The organism is Parasynechococcus sp., from assembly GCF_045559935.1.
In the GTDB taxonomy this organism is placed as follows: domain Bacteria; phylum Cyanobacteriota; class Cyanobacteriia; order PCC-6307; family Cyanobiaceae; genus Parasynechococcus.
Genome location: NZ_JBJLJL010000008.1, coordinates 266,420 through 282,999, shown reverse-complemented (window position 1 = coordinate 282,999; position 16,580 = coordinate 266,420). Strand labels below are relative to the sequence as shown.

The 16,580-nt window shown below is 65.3% G+C and carries 15 protein-coding genes and 1 tRNA gene; 6 read left to right on the top strand and 10 right to left on the bottom strand.

The features are described 5' to 3' along the window. Positions 1 to 6 precede the first annotated feature (6 nt). The 5 genes from ACJ0G7_RS06065 to ACJ0G7_RS06045 form a co-directional block, all read right to left on the bottom strand. On the bottom strand, positions 7 to 1,197 hold the full coding sequence (locus ACJ0G7_RS06065) for an FAD-dependent oxidoreductase (protein ID WP_407395422.1): 1,191 nt from the start codon (positions 1,195 to 1,197) through the stop codon (positions 7 to 9). After that, positions 1,194 to 2,246 (bottom strand): Glu/Leu/Phe/Val dehydrogenase dimerization domain-containing protein, encoded by a 1,053-nt coding sequence (locus ACJ0G7_RS06060; RefSeq protein WP_043694496.1) that lies wholly within the window; start codon positions 2,244 to 2,246, stop codon positions 1,194 to 1,196. Before ACJ0G7_RS06060 ends, ACJ0G7_RS06065 begins: the two co-directional genes overlap by 4 nt. Then, positions 2,246 to 3,283 (bottom strand): SAM-dependent methyltransferase, encoded by a 1,038-nt coding sequence (locus tag ACJ0G7_RS06055; protein ID WP_043694499.1) that lies wholly within the window; start codon positions 3,281 to 3,283, stop codon positions 2,246 to 2,248. Before ACJ0G7_RS06055 ends, ACJ0G7_RS06060 begins: the two co-directional genes overlap by 1 nt. Positions 3,284 to 3,359: 76 nt before the next feature. Further along, positions 3,360 to 3,941, bottom strand: coding sequence for an RdgB/HAM1 family non-canonical purine NTP pyrophosphatase (gene rdgB / locus ACJ0G7_RS06050; protein WP_043694503.1), 582 nt, complete (start codon positions 3,939 to 3,941; stop codon positions 3,360 to 3,362). Next, entirely contained in the window at positions 3,938 to 5,401 is a 1,464-nt protein-coding gene (locus tag ACJ0G7_RS06045) for a phosphoglucomutase/phosphomannomutase family protein (RefSeq protein ID WP_043694506.1), read from the bottom strand. Before ACJ0G7_RS06045 ends, rdgB begins: the two co-directional genes overlap by 4 nt. A gap of 53 nt (positions 5,402 to 5,454) precedes the next feature. On the opposite strand from ACJ0G7_RS06045, the gene ACJ0G7_RS06040 reads away from it, so the two are divergent. Next, complete coding sequence (locus ACJ0G7_RS06040; RefSeq protein ID WP_407395421.1) at positions 5,455 to 6,957, top strand: TM0106 family RecB-like putative nuclease; 1,503 nt, start codon at positions 5,455 to 5,457, stop codon at positions 6,955 to 6,957. Here ACJ0G7_RS06040 and ACJ0G7_RS06035 read toward each other — a convergent pair. Both ACJ0G7_RS06035 and pyrE read right to left on the bottom strand, forming a co-directional pair. Next, positions 6,924 to 7,739 carry a YgfZ/GcvT domain-containing protein gene (locus ACJ0G7_RS06035; RefSeq protein ID WP_407395420.1) on the bottom strand — a complete coding sequence of 272 codons (816 nt, stop codon included), beginning with the start codon at positions 7,737 to 7,739 and terminating at the stop codon, positions 6,924 to 6,926. The two genes, ACJ0G7_RS06040 and ACJ0G7_RS06035, sit on opposite strands and share 34 nt — an antisense overlap. Beyond that, positions 7,736 to 8,320, bottom strand: coding sequence for an orotate phosphoribosyltransferase (gene pyrE / locus ACJ0G7_RS06030; protein ID WP_407395419.1), 585 nt, complete (start codon positions 8,318 to 8,320; stop codon positions 7,736 to 7,738). The genes ACJ0G7_RS06035 and pyrE overlap by 4 nt, the downstream gene beginning before the upstream one ends. Positions 8,321 to 8,379: 59 nt before the next feature. Here pyrE and ACJ0G7_RS06025 point away from each other — a divergent pair, with 59 nt between their 5' ends. The 4 genes from ACJ0G7_RS06025 to ACJ0G7_RS06010 all read left to right on the top strand — a co-directional run bounded on the left by ACJ0G7_RS06025 (position 8,380) and on the right by ACJ0G7_RS06010 (position 11,270). Then, positions 8,380 to 8,838: an occludin/ELL family protein gene (locus ACJ0G7_RS06025; RefSeq protein WP_407395418.1), complete on the top strand. Its 459-nt coding sequence runs from the start codon at positions 8,380 to 8,382 to the stop codon at positions 8,836 to 8,838. Positions 8,839 to 8,855: 17 nt separating this feature from the next. Continuing rightward, positions 8,856 to 8,928: transfer RNA gene (locus tag ACJ0G7_RS06020), tRNA-Ile, on the top strand. A 13-nt stretch (positions 8,929 to 8,941) separates the two neighbouring features. Next, positions 8,942 to 10,225, top strand: coding sequence for a hemolysin family protein (locus tag ACJ0G7_RS06015; RefSeq protein ID WP_043694514.1), 1,284 nt, complete (start codon positions 8,942 to 8,944; stop codon positions 10,223 to 10,225). A 37-nt stretch (positions 10,226 to 10,262) separates the two neighbouring features. Then, complete coding sequence (locus tag ACJ0G7_RS06010; protein WP_043694516.1) at positions 10,263 to 11,270, top strand: Gfo/Idh/MocA family protein; 1,008 nt, start codon at positions 10,263 to 10,265, stop codon at positions 11,268 to 11,270. Positions 11,271 to 11,277: 7 nt separating this feature from the next. On the opposite strand, the gene ACJ0G7_RS06005 is transcribed toward ACJ0G7_RS06010, so the two are convergent. Continuing rightward, on the bottom strand, positions 11,278 to 14,469 hold the full coding sequence (locus tag ACJ0G7_RS06005; protein WP_407395858.1) for a glycoside hydrolase family 15 protein: 3,192 nt from the start codon (positions 14,467 to 14,469) through the stop codon (positions 11,278 to 11,280). Positions 14,470 to 14,517: 48 nt separating this feature from the next. Here ACJ0G7_RS06005 and ACJ0G7_RS06000 point away from each other — a divergent pair, with 48 nt between their 5' ends. Then, positions 14,518 to 15,258 (top strand): WecB/TagA/CpsF family glycosyltransferase, encoded by a 741-nt coding sequence (locus ACJ0G7_RS06000; RefSeq protein WP_407395856.1) that lies wholly within the window; start codon positions 14,518 to 14,520, stop codon positions 15,256 to 15,258. A 9-nt stretch (positions 15,259 to 15,267) separates the two neighbouring features. On the opposite strand, the gene ACJ0G7_RS05995 is transcribed toward ACJ0G7_RS06000, so the two are convergent. After that, on the bottom strand, positions 15,268 to 15,411 hold the full coding sequence (locus ACJ0G7_RS05995; protein ID WP_043694518.1) for a photosystem II reaction center protein K: 144 nt from the start codon (positions 15,409 to 15,411) through the stop codon (positions 15,268 to 15,270). 31 nt (positions 15,412 to 15,442) lie between these two features. After that, the gene (gene tgt, locus ACJ0G7_RS05990) at positions 15,443 to 16,561 is read right to left on the bottom strand and encodes a tRNA guanosine(34) transglycosylase Tgt (RefSeq protein ID WP_043694521.1); all 1,119 of its coding nucleotides are present in this window, start codon (positions 16,559 to 16,561) and stop codon (positions 15,443 to 15,445) included. Between the last annotated feature and the right edge of the window lie 19 nt (positions 16,562 to 16,580).

Here is a 16,580-nt window from a genome sequence, read left to right as displayed (position 1 = left end):
ACGGGCTCAGAGACGGACAGCTGTGCGCTGGTGGCTCCAGCAGGACAGATCAACGGCGGGTTGGTTCCCACTGGCCAGTCGTGCCAGGGAGTCCCCGATCAACGGGGCGAACTTGAAGGCCTGACCGGAGCCTCCCGTGAACAGGCTGAGGTTCGGGCTGAGCCGATCCAGCACGAAATTCACATCACTGGTCATGGAGTAGGGGCTCATCACCGTTTCCACGCGCTCCTGCACGCCTTCAACGTTGTTGAACAGAAAGGTGTCAAGCAGTTCCACAAGCCTTGGCGGCGGCTCCGTGGCCATGGCATTGGGCTCGGCCACGCGGAGCTCCTGGGGAGCCCAGTCGATCCCGGCTTTGATCCGCGGGCGGCCATCAGCCGTGTGGCTGAGAACGGGGAAGCCGTAATAGAGACCGCCGTCGTCCCCGCGTTCCTGCTGGAAGCAGAACCACTGGGGATAGCGATCGGCCAGGGCCGGATCGACGGTGTAATGGGCCCAGAGCATCGGCCAGACCTCGAGTTTCGGAGCCAGCCCCAGCGGAGCCAGAAGCAGCTGACTCCAGATGCCGCTGGTCACCACCACCTGGCCTGCGCTGATGTGATGGCCGTTCTCGAGGGTGACGCCCGCGCCATCGGGATCGATGCCGGCCACGGGGCAGTGTTCGATCAGCTGCTGACCTGCGTTGCGGGCGGTGCGGGTCCAGTGGGCGATCACCTTGTCACTGCGCACCGCGCCGGCGGTGGGCTCGAACAGTCCGGTGAAGTCCGGTTTCGGGTTCAGCGGAAACCGTGCCTTGATCTCTTCAGCACGGAGGGCTTCATAGGGAATGCCCTGGTCGTCCATCACGCGGCGGGCGCCGGGAATCGATCCCTCAATCGTTTCCTCATCCCAGCTTTCGCCATAGAAGAGCAGTCCGTGCGTTTCGCGCAGTTGCTCTCCGGCATGGGTTTCCTCCTCCCTCCAGAGGCGATTGGCCTCCTGAGCAAGCCTGCAGAGCACCGGATCGGAGTACATCTCGCGGAACATCCGGGTTTCTCCGAAGCTGCTCGCCCTGGCATGGGCCAGTGTCCTGGCCTCCAGCAGCACCACATCGCCGATGCCGTGACGGGCCAGGGAGGCGGCGCAGCTGAGCCCGGCCATTCCGCCGCCGATGATCACGACAGCGGCCTGGGACGGCAGAGAGGAGGGTTGGGTCATGCGGCATCTCCGAAGCTGAGGCCGATGGGGTCGCTGCTGGATTCAGCCACGTCCACCAGAGCAGCCCCAACCGAGAGCCCCTGATCGCGCCGACTCAGGTAGTTGGCGGCCCGCTGCCGGACCTCGCAGCGCACGAAGGAATACACGTCCTCCGCACCGGCGTTGTTCCAGGCCTCCGGGGAGAACCGCTCGATGGAATCGGCAATCACGGCACCGGCATTCACCAGGGGATCCGGCAGCACACGGATGCCACGGCGGCGCAGCTCATCGGCCAGTTGCGGGTTCTGGAAGGGGGCGTTGGCAGCCGGAACCACGGCCTCCGTGCGCAGGGCGTCTGCCATGGCTGCATCGATCAGGCCGGAGATGGAGCAGGGCAGCAGCAGGTCCAGCTTCAGCTCCCACCAGGAGCATCCCTGCGGCAGCGGCGTCGCGCCGGGTATGGAAGCCCGTTCACGACTGAGATCCACGGTGAAGACCGTCCAGCCGTGGTCCACCAGGGCGCGGGCGACGGTGCCTCCCACCGCGCCGCATCCGTGCACCAGGGCGCGCCCGGGCTTGGCAGTTTTCAGGTCCGTCTCCAGCACGGCTTCGACGGCGCCCAGGGTGCCGTGAGCCGTGGCAGCACTGGCATCCACCGGACTGCCGACCGCAGCCAGCACGTGCGGTGTGAGCTCGGTCAGCCGCTCCATGTCCTCAAGGCTGGTGTTGAGGTCACAGCCGGTGATCATGGCTCCGTCGAGCGACTGCAGCAGCTCGGCGGTGATGTTGATCAGTTCATCCTTGACCGCTGCAGGCTCCGAGGCCCGGGCCACGATCTTGCCGCCGGCGAAACCGGTGCCATAGAGATCGTGCTTGTGGGTCATCAACCCTGCAAGACGTTCGCCATCAGCGATGCAGGCTTCATCACTGGGGTAATTGAGAAGACGAAGGCCACCGTTGGCAGGTCGCTTGGCGTCGGTGTCCTCCGCCACCACGAACACCGAGAGGTGATCCGAGACGTGCTCGGCAAGCACCGAGACACTCGGTGTGGGTCTTGTTTGGGTTGTCATCAGGCGACCTTCTCCATGATCTGGTGGTGCTCGACGTAATCCAGGCTCCACTCACTCGGAGCTTCAGCGATGCGTTGCTCCAGCTGCGTGTAAACCTGATCAGCGACGCTGTCTCCTGCCACGCTGGCGAAGCTGTGCCGGCTCCAGCTGCGGATGGTGGCCATCAGTCCTGCTGCAAAAGCAGCGGTGTCTCCGTTCTCGTTCCAGCGGCGGCGGTACGGGCACTTCACATACACCGTGCGTTCGTTCACCAGCCGCAGGCCGTTGCGATAGGGCGCTGAGGTGGTGTCCTTCAGCGGAGCCATGAACTCCTCTGGAGACTTGTAGAAATTCAGAACCGTTCCACTGCGGTACTGCTCCTCGGAGATCACGCCTTCATCAGCCAGGCCACGCCAGATCTGATGCAGCTGGTCATGCACGTTGCGGGTTTCGCCACCGTTGTGACCCAGATAGCGGCCTTCCCCATCGCGGGAGAGGTTCACGGTCAGCAGGCGCCCGCCGACCTTCAGTTCGCGGCTGCGCAGTTCGAGGATGAACGTCCAGTCCTTCATCGCCTGGGTTGTGAAGCGCTCCAGTGCTTCCGCATCCCCTGAGGCGAGCACATGGGTATGCGTCTCCAGCTGGCCAGGTGATGCACTCAGCCAGTGCATCGCGGTGGCGGAGAAGCCGAAGCTCACCGTGTTCGGCCCCACGGAGGGTTCGTAGAAGCTGCGGGCACTCACCAGCACCGTCGGTTTCGCAGGGCGCGGGATCTGCAGGGCCAGGTTCTCGGCCAGAGCGACGTTGTCATTGCTCGGCAGATCGTTGCCGATCAGGGTCAGGTGGGCCTCGGGCTGGTTGCCATGCAGGCGATCCAGCACTTGATTCCAGAGACCGACGGCAGTGCCGCCGTCGGCGGCTCCGTAATCGATCAGCACGTGACTGTCAGAGACAGCCAGTTGGTCAACACAAGTCAAGGCCCAGTCCGAGGCGGCTTCGATGCAGAGGAGTGCGCCTTCGGTCTGCGCGCTGTAACCCGTGGTCATGGCGATGGCCATGAACCTCGTCAGCGGCAGGGTTCACCGTACAGGACTCGTTTTTCAGCCCCCCGTGACACAGAGCACCTGGGTGTGTTCAGGCGGCCTGAAGCAGCTCCCTGAGGCCTGGTTCCAGCTGGGCGAAAGCCCGCCCCCGGTGCCCGTGATGCTTCTTTTCGCTGAGCGGCATCTCGGCGAAGGTGAGGCCGGTGCCCGACACCTCGAAGACGGGGTCGTAGCCGAAGCCTCCGTCGCCGCGGGGCTCAGTGGTGATCGAGCCCTCACAGCGACCCTCCACCTCCAGCAGCACCGTCCCGTCGGGTGCGGCCAGGCAAAGGGCAGCGATGAAGCAGGCAGAACGGTCCTCAACCTCACCCAGAGCATCCAGCAGTTTTGCGATCCGCTCGGGATCCGTGGGTGCATAGCGCGCCGAATGCACACCGGGGGCTCCGTCCAGGGCCGTGACACTCAGGCCCGAGTCATCGGCCAGGGACCATTCGCCACAGGCGGCCGCCACGGCCCGAGCCTTGATGCGGGCATTGGCGGCGAAACTGGCGCCGGTCTCCTCAATGTCCAGACCGCTGGGCTGGGGTTGCACGTCCAGAGGAAGCGCGCCGAGCAGACCCTGGAATTCGCGGATCTTGCCCTGGTTTCCACTGGCGATGATCAGACGTTTCATGCGGCTTCGGCGAAGCGTCGGGCCCAGCTCAGCACGGCGTTGACCCGTTCGGCATCGGGGGCTTCGCAGTAGAGACGCAGCAACGGCTCGGTGCCCGAGAAGCGCAGCATGAGCCAGTGGCTCGGTCCCAGTCGGAGCTTGATGCCGTCCGTGCTGATCACGCTCTGCACGGCGGTGCCGGCGACCTCCTCCGGTGGTGCATCCGCCAGCAGGGTCTCCAGCCGCCGGCGGGCGTCCATATCGGCCAGCCGCAGGTCGAGCCGGTCGTAATGGCTGGCTCCGCCGTGGCGCTGCTGCAGGTCATTCAGACGTGCCCCAAGCGGTTGCCCGCTCTCCACCAGGGCTTCCAGCACCAGCATCGCCGCGAACAGGGCGTCTCGCTCGGGAAGGTGCATTCCGAATCCGACACCGCCTGATTCCTCTCCGCCGATGAGGACCTCACCCGCCAGCATTTCCGCAGCGATGTATTTGAAACCCACGGGCAGCTCCTGAACCTCGCGCCCGAGCCCCTCGGCCACCAGGCGCATCAGGTCCGAGCCACTCACGGTCTTCACCACGGTTCCAGGCAGTTGCCTGGCCCGAGCCAGATGATCAATCAGGAGCGGCATCAGCAGCTGGGTGCTGCAGAACCGGCCCGTTTCATCCACAGCGGCGATCCGATCTCCGTCTCCGTCGAACACCAGTCCGACCGCCGGCGTCCCCGCTGCCGTTGAAGCCTGCACCGCAGTGATCAGCTGGCTCAGGTAAGGAGCCAGCGGTTCCGGCGGATGACCGCCGAACAGTGGGTCGCGCTCACTGCGGATCTCCTCCACCAGACCATCGCCGGAGCAGTCCAGAAGCTCGGAGACACATCCCGCCGCCGAGCCATGCATCGGGTCGACGATCACCTTCAGGTTCATGGACCTGAGTCCCTCTCTCAGGGCCGTCAGATCGAGTTTGCGGCGCAGACCCTCCAGATGCTCCCGCCTTCCGTCGAAGCGGTGGATCGTTCCCTGAATCGGAGCTGTGATCCCAGCGGCAGCCAGTCGTCTCTCCACAGCGGCGGTGAAGTCACCCTCCACCGAACCACCGAAGGGCCCCTTGATCTTGAGCCCCAGCCATTCGGAGGGATTGTGACTGGCGGTGATCACCAGAGCGCCCAGGGCACGTCGCTCAACAACCGCCCAGCTGCAGGCGGGTGTGGGCACAGCTGTCTCGGTGAGCAGTGGTTCCAGCTCGCTGCCGCGGACGGCGGCTGTGATCGCCTCGGCCAGTTCAGGTGCCAGAAAGCGCCGGTCATAGCCGATCACGACGGTGCGACTCTCAAGGCCTGCCGGGGCGCGATGGGCGAGTTCCTGAGCCGCTGCCGCCGCCACACGCAGCAGGCGTTCCACCGTGATGTCCACCCCGAGAACGCCACGCCAGCCATCGGTGCCGAATCGGATCGGAGCAGGGTGCAGAGGCAGGGGGGCTGAGGACATGGAACACCTGGCAGCGAACAGGATCTAGCAGTTGCGCGCCGTAGGGTCGCCTCATGGGTGACACCCCGCCTGCCGACAACGCTCTCACCGATCGTTTGCTGCGCAGCTGGCTGCGCTGTCGGCGCAAGGCGTGGCTGGATCGTCATGGTGATGCGGCTGATCGGTTGTGGACCGCGCATCGCAATCTTCAGCTCGATGATCAGCAGCGGTGTTTCGCGGCGCTTCTACGGCAGCCTCCCGGACGGGGAGAGGCGTCCTGTCGCGATGGTGCCGAGTCGGTTGTCGGTCTGCGCTTGAAGGGCACCGGTCCTTCCGGGGAGCCGCTCGAGGCCCATCCACCCCTGCTTCGACGGGTGAAGGGACAGAGCCGCTGGGGGGCTTTCGCCTACCAGCCGGTCATCGCCCGTCAGGGTCGTCGTCTCACCAGGGAACATCAGCTGCCCCTGGCCCTGATGGGCCATCTTCTGGAGCAGGTTCAGGACAGTCCTGTCCAGGACCTGCTGGTGCTGGGGGGATCCGGTCGGCGGCTGGAGCGGGACCGGGTCGGATTGTCTTCAGGTCTCCGTCGCCAGCTCAGCGAGGCTCTGCGAAAGCTGGGCCAGGATCTGCAGCGTTCCCAACCTCCGGCGCTGGCGGCGGATCGTCGCAAGTGTTCTCTCTGCAGCTGGCGAGTCAGTTGCAACGCCGTTGCCGCCTCCGAGGGGCATCTCAGTGAGGTGAGCGGCATCGGCGCCCGTCGGCGCGAAATGCTGATGGAGATCGGTATCCGCGGCCTCGAGGATCTGGCGGCGGCTGAACCCGATCGGCTGGCGGCGCAGATGGAACGCTTCGGCGATCAGCACGGCGTGGTGGCGCGCACATTGGTGGCCCAGGCACGGGTCCAGCGGGACGGCCGGGTGGAACGTCTGCTGAGGTCACCGGCTGTGCCGGAGCTTGAGACAGCGCCCGGAGTTCTGCTGTACGACATCGAGTCGGATCCCGACGCCCGTCACGATTTCCTGCATGGTTTCGTTTGCCTGCCCAGGGATTCCAGCGGGGCCTGGCTGCCGCATGCCGCGAAATACCACCCTGTCCTGATGCTTCAGGACCATCCGGAGGAACGCAGCTGGAGACGGTTGACGTGCCTGCTGGATCGATTCGCCTCCTGGCCCGTGCTGCATTACGGAGAAACGGAGTCTTTGGCCCTGCGACGCATGGCCCAGCGCCAGGGAGTTGCGGATGCTGATCTCACCGACCTGCGGCAGCGGCTCGTGGATGTGCACGCCAGGGTGCGCAGCCACTGGCGCTTGCCGCTGAACAGCTACGGACTCAAATCCGTTGCGGCCTGGCGTGGATTCCGCTGGGGTCAGGCCGGCGCCGATGGGGCCCGTGCGCTGCTCTGGTGGCGTCAGTGGCAGGGGGAAGGTGAACGACGCCGGGGACATTCCCATGCCCTGGATCGGATCTTCCGGTACAACCGCGATGACTGTCTGGCGACCTGGGCTGTCGCTGAATGGCTGCTGAAGCGGGATGGTGCTCCTGATCAGGAGGAACCGGCAGAAACCGGCGGGTCCTGAAACCCTCCAGGCCGCTGAAGGATCAGACATTGACCTTCCGGTCCCTCAAGCTCCGCTTCCTGCAGCCATTGCCGGCGCACCAGCGCAAGACCGATCCAGCGTTGACCTGGCGTCACCTCCAGGCTGGAGGTGACGACACCAGCACGGTCACCGTTGCATCCGAGTTTCGCTTCGGCACTGATCGCAGCTGTGCTGCTCCAGCAGCGCAGCTGCTGCTTCACCCCACCGCTCGACGCCAGCTTGGCCATGGTTTCCTGGCCGAGGTAGCAACCTTTTGACAGGCTGATCCGCCTCGCCAGGCCAAGTTCAAAGGGATTGGTGTCGCCTGTCAGCTCTTGGCTCGACGGCCAACCCTGAAGGAGTCGCCACTGTTCGAGGGCATCAGCATCCGCCAGTGGCAGGTCCGAGCAGTCCTTCGGAAGCCCCTGCCCCGGGAGCAGCCAGGCCACGGTGTCAGCGTCGGGAAGGGTCTGAAGACGCTGTTGGCGTCTGCCAGCGCTGACGCGGACGCGATCAGCCGGAAAGATCACCTGATCGAAGCCATTGGTGATGGCGTCGGCCTCACCAGCCAGCACCAGAACATCCGCGCCCGTCGGATCCATCCGGATCTCCAGCAGCCCCCTCAGCCGTCCTGTGGCGCTCAGCCAGCAACTCTGGACCAGAACACCTTCTGGAATCTCCTTGAGGTCGGCACTGGTCTGACCCTGGAGAAAGTCACGGGCTCCCGGCCCCTCCAGCCGCAGCAGCGGAAAGTCGTCCTGCCAGAGCAGCGTTGCGGTCATGCCGCCAGCTCCAGGGCGCATCCGGCCACCTCTGAAAGTCGATAGAGGCTGATCAGTTCCAGCCCGGCCGATTCCATTGCGGCTGCACCTCCCTCCTCCCGATCCACGATGGTGACGACCCGCTGCACGCGGAAGCCGGCGTCCTGCAGCTGCTGCACGGCTTTGAGGGCTGAACCTCCTGTGGTCACAACGTCTTCGAGAACGGTCACGATCGATCCTGGCGCCGGCAGAGGACCCTCCAGCCAGGCGGCAGTTCCATGGCCCTTCGCCTGTTTGCGCACGATCAGAGCATCGAGAGGCCTGCCGGACAGGGCCGCCGCCATCGCCACCCCGCTCACGAGCGGGTCAGCCCCAAGGGTGAGACCGGCGACGGCGGCGGCGTCCTCCTCCACATGAGCCAGCATGGCTGTGCTGATCAGAGCCAGGCCCCGACCGCTGAGACTCACCGGCTTGCAGTTGACGTAATGCTCGCTCTGGCGGCCTGAAGCCAGCTTGAACGTCCCCCGTCGGTAAGCCTCCATGGCAAGGCGCTTCAGCAGGAGCCTGGTCGGGTCTTCCGCGGGGGCCGGAGGACTGGGCATGGGACTGGCCGCACGCAACAACGTTCCTTAGTTTGCGCTCAGAGGCATGACGTCCCGCGATGCAGCGGCTGCTGTCGGTTCCGTTTCTGCTGTTCCTGATGCAGGTGGCTGCTCTTCCAGTCCAGGCAGGTCCTGTCCTCTGCAGCAGCTCCCTGGAGGTCGGCGAGCCGGGAACGGCCCCGGTGGAGGTCACGGTCTGCGAGCCGGTTCAGTCCACCTCAGAGCTGGTCACTCAACGCTTCTTCACCTGGACCGCTCCCTATGCCAGGGGGGTCGATCTGATGCATCAGATCACTGACCTGTTCGGTGTCGCTCTGGGTGGAACGGATGGCAACCGATGGATGGGTCTGGGATTCCCCGATCAGACGATCATCTGGGACAGCAGTGCGATTCACAACACCACGGCTGCTCTGCTGGAGCAGCAGAGTCCTGCGATTCCCTGGAGGACCATGGATCTGCCGAATGGATTCAGTGCTGGTCTGTCCGGGAGCGTCCCAGGGACAGCTCCATTGTGGTAACACTCAGGCAGGACCCCGGGGGTCTAGCAATCTGGTGAATGCAGCGAACTCATAATTCGCCTAAGGCGAGTTCGATCCTCGCGACCCCCATCCACTTCTTCTGATGCGGCTGTTCCTGCTGGTCCTGCTCATGGTCCTGCCGGCTTTTTTTGCCGCTGCCGAAATCGCACTGCTGCGGTTGCGACCCAGCCGCGTTGAGGTGCTGGTGGAGGAAGGGCTGCGCGGCGCGGCAGCTGTTCAGCGCCTGCAGCGTCACCTCAAACGGGCTCTGATGGTGTCCCAGCTGGGAGCGACTCTCGCCATCGTCGCGCTCGGCTGGGCTGGTCGTGGACTCGGCATGCGGCTCTGGCCGGACGGAACTGCCGGCGCTGTCTGGCTGGATACGGGGCTGTTTCTGACAATCGTTCTGAGCGCGACGCTCGTTGCCGGTCTCTTGCCGAAGGCCTGGGTGCTCAATCGTCCCGAGTCGGCGGCATTGCGGCTGGCTCCTGTCCTGGAGACGGTGATGCGCTGTCTGTCCCCGCTGATCAATGTCCTGGAATCGCTGTCGGCACTTCTGCTGCGGTTGGCAGGACTGGCGCCCCAGTGGGATGCCCTGGTGCCGGTGCTCTCGGCCGGGGAGCTGGAAACCCTGATCGAATCCGGCCGGGTCACGGGTCTCTTCCCGGACGAGCGCAACATCCTCGAGGGGGTCTTCGCGCTGCGCGATACCCAGGTCCGTGAGGTCATGGTTCCGCGGTCGGGGATGGTGACCCTGCCGGTGGACGTGCGGTTCGCTCAGATGATGGAAGCCGTCCACCACACGCGCCATGCCCGTTTCCCGGTGATCGGGCAGTCGCTGGATGACGTCAGGGGGATTCTCGATCTACGGCAGATGGCGGAACCGATCTCCCGGGGTGAACTGGTTGCCGAGTCTCCCCTGGAGCCCTATCTGCAGCCAGCCGTGCGCGTGCCGGAGACCAGCACCCTCGCTGAACTGCTGCCGATGATCCGCAGCGGGCAGCCTCTGATTCTTGTGGTGGATGAACACGGTGGCACCGAGGGTCTGGTGACCGCCGCGGATCTCACCGGTGAGATCGTGGGGGACGAGCTGCAGCACGACCCCCATGAGCCCGAGTTGCAGCCGGTTGAGGATCAACCGGGGATCTGGCTGGTGGCGGGTGATCTCGAGATTTTCGAGCTGAACCGGCAGCTGAACCTCGAGCTGCCCGAGGCAGACGACCATCACACGCTGGCGGGGTTCCTGCTGGAGCGGCTGCAGCACATCCCGTCCCCCGGAGAAGCCCTGCGCTTCAACGGTCTTCAGTTCGAAATCACAGCCATGGCCGGGCCGCGGATCGAGCGGGTCCGTCTGGTCCTGCCGGATCAGACTCAGGATGACAAGTGAATCCCCGATAATCTCCCCCTGCGTCCAGGGCTCGCTGATGTCTCCCGACCCCATGGTTCCGGTGAAGGTCGGGGTGATAGGTATCGGCAACATGGGTTGGCACCATGCCCGGGTGCTGAGCCTGCTCAAGGATGCGGATCTGGTGGGTGTGGCCGATCCGGATGCAGCGCGGGGACAGCTGGCAACCGAGCAGTTCGGGTGTCGTTGGTTCGCGGATTACCGGACCATGCTTTCGGAGGTGGAGGCGGTCTGCATCGCGGTTCCGACCCTTCTGCATCATTCCGTCGGCATGGCCTGCCTTGATGCCGGCCTTCACGCTCTGATCGAGAAGCCGATCGCGGCCAGCCAGGATGAAGCTGCGGCGCTGATCGAGGCGGCCACGCGTGCCGGCCGGTTGCTCCAGGTTGGCCATATCGAGCGGTTCAACCCCGCGTTCCGGGAACTCACGAAGGTGGTGGCGAATGAGGAGGTGGTGGTCCTGGAAGGGCGCCGCCACAGTCCTCATGCCGATCGAGCCAACGACGTCTCGGTCGTTCTGGACCTGATGATTCATGACATCGATCTCGTGCTGGAGCTGGCCCAGGCGCCGGTGGTGCGTCTCGCCGCGGCCGGAGGTCGCAGCTCCGAAGGCCCGATCGACTACGTCAACGCCACCCTCGGTTTCGACAACGGCGTCGTGGCCAGTCTCACCGCCAGCAAGATGAGTCACCGCAAGATCCGCAGCCTCAGTGCGCATTGCCGCTCGAGCCTCGTGGAGACGGATTTTCTCAACCACACCCTTCACATCCATCGCCGCGCCCATGAGTGGTATTCCGCGGACCATGGCGAGCTCCTGTACCGAAATGACGGCTTCATCGAGGAGGTGAGCACCACGTCGATCGAGCCGCTCTACGCCGAACTGGAACACTTCCTGCAGTGCGTCCGGGGCAGGGAGACCCCGGCCGTGGATGGTCAGCAGGCGTCCAGGGCGCTGCGACTGGCGGACCTGATCGAGCAGGCGGTCGAGCATCCCGACATGGGCGTGCCGCTCACTGAGCCGATCTGATCTCCGATCACACCAGCCCTTCCTGTTCCGCCAGTTCCCGCAGGGCTGCGATCTGCCAGCGGCGACACACATCCGGGGAGGAGCCGTAGAACTGACCCCAGGCCATGGCTTTGTGCTGTGCGTAGGAGCTGGGGTCCTGCTCAGGGTGGCCCTGCTGCCAACCGACACGCACGGCATGGCCGATCACCACATCCAGGGCGAGATCGTCATCGAATCGCACCTCCGGGTTGGCCTCCACGAAGGCCATCAGGGAGAGCAGGCATTCGGTGCAGAGCTGCCGGTACTCCGGAGCCGTGATCCGGCTCAGCAGGTGCTCCACCTGGGTGGCGAAGTTGCGTTCCCCAGCTGTCTTTTCCAGGATCAGACGGCTGTTGAGTCGGTTGCGGCGCTCCAGCTTGTCCCCGATCACGAGGCCGCGGCAGTGCTGCAGCAGGGACCAGATGCCGGCGTAGAAATCGCGGGGAACCCGTTGCAGCGTCCCGAGTCGGATGCGGTGCTGCAACCAGTCCCCGCTGCTGGGAGGCTCCGCCAGCGGATCAGGCACCTTCCACTGCACGCGGCCGCTCACATGCAGCTGTTCCCCCCGCTTCAGTGCCGCGCGGGCGTGATCCACGTCCGTCAAGACGGCACGCAGACGACAGCGGACCGCGTGCGGTGCCTCGTTGCAGAGTGCTTCAAAGGCCTCGTCCTGACTGAGCTGCTGCTCGGCGGCCAGTTCCGAGGTGAGCAGCAGCAGCAGTTGTCCGAGCTGGAGCGTCAGGCTGCCCTTGAGGAGATCCGGCTCGCGTCGGGCCACGCTGTCGAGGGCGAGCAGCAGTTCCTGTTCCAGCATCCGTTCGCGACCGTCGCGGCCGCTGGTGCGATCGATCAGAGCCGCGATCGCACTGCTGTCCTGCGGCGTGCTCAATCGGGAGTCGGCGGTGTAGTTGCGACCGACGACCACCTGCTTCTGACGGACCAGCAGATCGGTGAGGGCATCCTCCAGCTGGGGATGCACCATCCCCATGGCGCCGGCGCAGCGACGCACGACACTCCAGTCTCCGCAATGAAGTCCCCGGTGATAGACCTCGTCCAACAGCGCATCGATATCCACGGGCTGCCCCTGCTTGGTCCCCTGGATCCCACCGCCGCCCTGTCGCTGCTGCAGCAGTTCGAGCACTTCGGCCTGCTCGTGCAGAGAAGCGCTGTTCCAGAGCCGAATCTGCAGTTCTTCGATCGAGGTCTCATCCAGTTCCTGCTCCTCGGCGGCCGTCAGGTCCCTGAGATCAGTGGCGTCGCGCAGCAGCGGTGGTGACTGGTCGCGGACGCGCCGCTGCCTGGTCGGTGCATCGGAGGGCTCTGGAAGCGCTTGCCACTGTCCGTGAGGCGCCAGCTCGCTCAGCCGGTCGAACCGGACCGGGATTCCGGCGATCTCACCCGACTGAAGGGTATGACCGAGTTTCAGGAAGGCCTCCGGGTGGCGTTGCAGCGCCTCCGCTCCGACCGGGATCAGAAGCAGGGGCAGCCCCTCCCCACGCCAGTGGCGCTGGAGCAGATGCAGTTCATCCACAACGGTGTCCGCCAGTTGCAACGGGTCATCGGCCAGATAGCTGTTGCTGTCCTCCAGCACCGCAGCCGTATGGGCCATGGCGATGCCCCGCCGGCGGTAGAACCGGGCGGTTTCCTCGGTTTCAATGCGCTGTCCCGGCTGACCACTGAGCCCGAGCTTGGCGTTGCTTCCCAGCACACAGAGATCGTCACTCAGCTCGGCGGAGGCCCGCACCGTCACGTCGCCGCCGCCGTCCACCGGCAGACCTGCTGCCATCAGCGCCTCCAGCACAGATGGTGTCTCGGCAGCCATGGCGACCAGCACCGCTTCGGCTCCAAGGGTGGTGGGTGAACGCCGTTCGCAGGGGTCCAGGTCCTCCGGCGTGATCAGTCGTGCGAGCAGCATGTCTCCCACCCAGACCAGGCTCTGGGTCCAGATCAGCGGCAGGTTGGCGTTCGCCTGGCGGGGCTGACTGCCGGGGACCTGGCGTTCCTGGTCCACCTTGTCGTCGGGTACCCGGTACAACTCCGGGAACAGCTGCTCCCCGTCCTGCTCCACCGCCAAGGGGGTGAGTCGGGCTCGCCAGCGGCGGGCGTCGTCCCACCGTTCTTCACAGCAGGCCGTCACCAGTTCGAAGGCCAGAAACAGCGGCCATTCCGATTCGATCCCCTCGAAGGCCGACAACTCCTCCGGCTCGTAATGCAGTCGTGAAACGTCCTCCACCGGTGTCTGGTGCCCGTCGCGAAGGAACCGCTTGTAGCCGTAGGCGCCGCCGAGTTCCCGTCGGAGCCGTCGCACCGTTCGCTCGATCAGAGAGCGGTCTTCCACCGCCCATGCGGGGTAGCCCACCACCGAGAGGCAGGCACTGTCGGCTTCCTTGCTGGCCGATTCCCGGGGGAGAAGGCTCTCGAGCGCCCGTCTCAGCCGCACGATGGCTCCCTGAGGAATCAGCAGTTGACGGCTGCCGTCACCGTGGTGGCCGAAGAGGTCCAACCCCTCGAGCCCCTCCAGGGCGGCTTTCGCCATTCCGATGGAACTGGCGTTGCGTTCCGGCAGCCCATGGTTTCCCTTGTCGCCCCGTTCCCAGATGCCGTAGTCGCGGGTCCTGTAGGCCCTCGCCACGTAGTAGATCAGGTTCTGAATGAAGTCCGCTTCATCCCTGCTCTGGATGACGGGGAGACCGCCGCGGCTGAGCTGGGCCAGCTGCAGCAGATAGAGCGAGGTGGCATCCAGTTGCAGATGACCCCAGGCGTGATCGGCCACCACGGGCTCACCGCTGCGGCTGTCGTATTTGGCATGGAGGGCGTCGCCGGGGTCGAGGCTGCTCTTGAACCGCTCCACTTTTCCGGCCTGCCGCATCATCGATCGCAGCAGACCCCGCATCAGGGCCAGCACCCGCTGTTCCAGCTCCCAGGCCCGACTGCAGCGCGCGCCATGACGTCGTCGGTGGGCGAGGGCAAGCCCCCACACGCACTGGATGGAATAGACGCAGTCCCGCACCCAGGCATCGCCGTAATCGCCGTGGACGGTGTGGGCGGTGCTGGCAGGCAGCAGTCCGCTGATCGGGTCCTGTCGCTGCAGCACCACCCTTTCGATCGATCGATCCAGTCGCTCCAGGATCCGGTCGCTCTGGCTTGGGTCGCTGACGGTCTCCGTTGCCGACACAACCATGAGCCGCTCCACCACCATCCTTAAATTCTCCAACGCCGCCCTTCGGTGATCGATCCCGTGAGCACCAACCCCGACGACCGTCGCCGCTGCAGCGTTCTCGGAGTTCCCGTTGATGCCTGTCGCGATGTGCGTGCGGCAGCGGTCGGACTGCATGCCGCCGGTGGCGGCCGCATCGTGACGCTCAATGCCGAGATGACCATGGCGGCCCGGGCCAACCCGGAGCTTGGCCAAGCCATCGCCACGGCGAATCTTGTGATTCCGGACGGTGCCGGAGTGGTCTGGGCCCTGTCGCTGCAGGGGGTGAACGTGGTGAAGAGCGCCGGGATCGAGCTGGCCTGGAGCTTGCTTCGCTACGCAGCGGCTCATCAATGGCGCGTGGCCCTTGTGGGATCAGCGCCTGCTGTGATGGATGTGCTGCGGCGGGACCTGCCGCAGCGCCTTCCTGGCCTGAATCTGGCTTTGGCGGTGGACGGCTACCAGCCTGCCGAGGCCTGGCCGGGTCTGGAGGCTGAACTGCGGGACCTGAAGCCGGATCTTGTGCTGATCGCCCTTGGCGTGCCTCGCCAGGAAACCTGGTCCCAGCGGGTCTGCCAGGGCGCTAGTGGTGTCTGGATGGGTGTTGGGGGAAGTTTTGACGTCTGGGCAGGCGTCAAACGTCGTGCTCCCGCCTGGATGTGCAGATGGCAGATCGAGTGGCTCTACCGGCTGCTTCAGGAACCGAGCCGCTGGCGTCGCATGCTGTCACTGCCGGCCTTCGTCTGGGATGTGCTGCGGAAGGGTCGGGCCTGAACCGGGTGTTCAGCGGAAGCCGACGGATGCTTGCCAGACGAAGGCAAGCAGCAGGAAGAAGACCGGAATCAGAGGCAGGATGTCGATCAGTGGAGAGAAGGCCTGGTAGGCCTCGGGCAGCTGTGCCAGCAGGTCGAGGGTGTAAGCGGCCATCCCTGGTGTCGATTCGGGCGAGGGCTGGACGCTACCACGTGTGGTGAGCTGGGGAGTCCGGCTCCCAGGGAGCGAAATCCTCTGAAAAACAACCGTCCTGAATCGCTGCCGCCATGGCGTTGGTGAAGCGGATCAGCTGGGTGATGTTGTGGATGCTCAACAGGGTCAGGCCGAGCAATTCGTCGCTGCGGATCAGATGATGCAGATAGGCCCGCGTGTGGCCTGTGCAGGCGATGCAGCGGCAGCTTGGATCGAGGGGAGTGTGGTCATGGCGGAAGCGCGCGTTGCGAAGATTCCAGCGTTCGCCTCCCACCAGGGCCGTGCCATGACGGCCCAGCCGGGTGGGCAGCACGCAGTCGAACAGGTCGATGCCGTGCGCCACAGCCAAGGCCATCTCCCGCAGGGTTCCGATTCCCATCAGGTAGCGCGGGCGGTCCACGGGGAGGAGAGGGGTGACATCCCTCACAATCCGGTGCATCTCCTCCACCGGTTCTCCGACACTCACCCCACCGACGGCGATGCCCGGCAGCTCGAAGGCCGAGACCGCGCGGGCGCTCTCCCGTCGCAGATGGGGGAAACAACCGCCCTGGACGATGCCGAACAGGGCCTGATCCTCACGGGTGTGGGCGTTGACGCAGCGTTCCAGCCAGCTGTGGGTGCGCCGGCAGGCATCCACCACATCATTTTCCGTGGCCGGATAGGGAGGGCACTGATCGAAGGCCATGGCCACATCGGCACCCAGCGCCATCTGGATCGATGTGGCGCGTTCGGGTGTCATGTCGATGATCCGTCCATCGCGCGGGTTCCGGAACACCACTCCACGGTCATCAATGCGGTTCAGATCGCCGAGACTGAAGACCTGGAAGCCGCCTGAATCGGTCAGCATCGGACCGCTCCAGCCCATGAAGCGGTGGAGACCACCCGCCTCGGCAATGATGTCCTCCCCCGGCTGGAGATGCAGGTGGTACGTGTTGGAGAGAACCATCTGGGCGCCGGTCTCCTGCAACTGCCCGGTGCTGACGCCCTTCACCGTCGCCAGGGTCCCCACCGGCATGAACCGAGGGGTCTGAACCACCCCGTGAGGCGTTGTGAAGCGGCCGCAGCGGGCAGCTGTCCGCGGGCAATGCGCTGTGATCTGGAAGCCGAACAAGTCCGTGGCACCCCTGCGC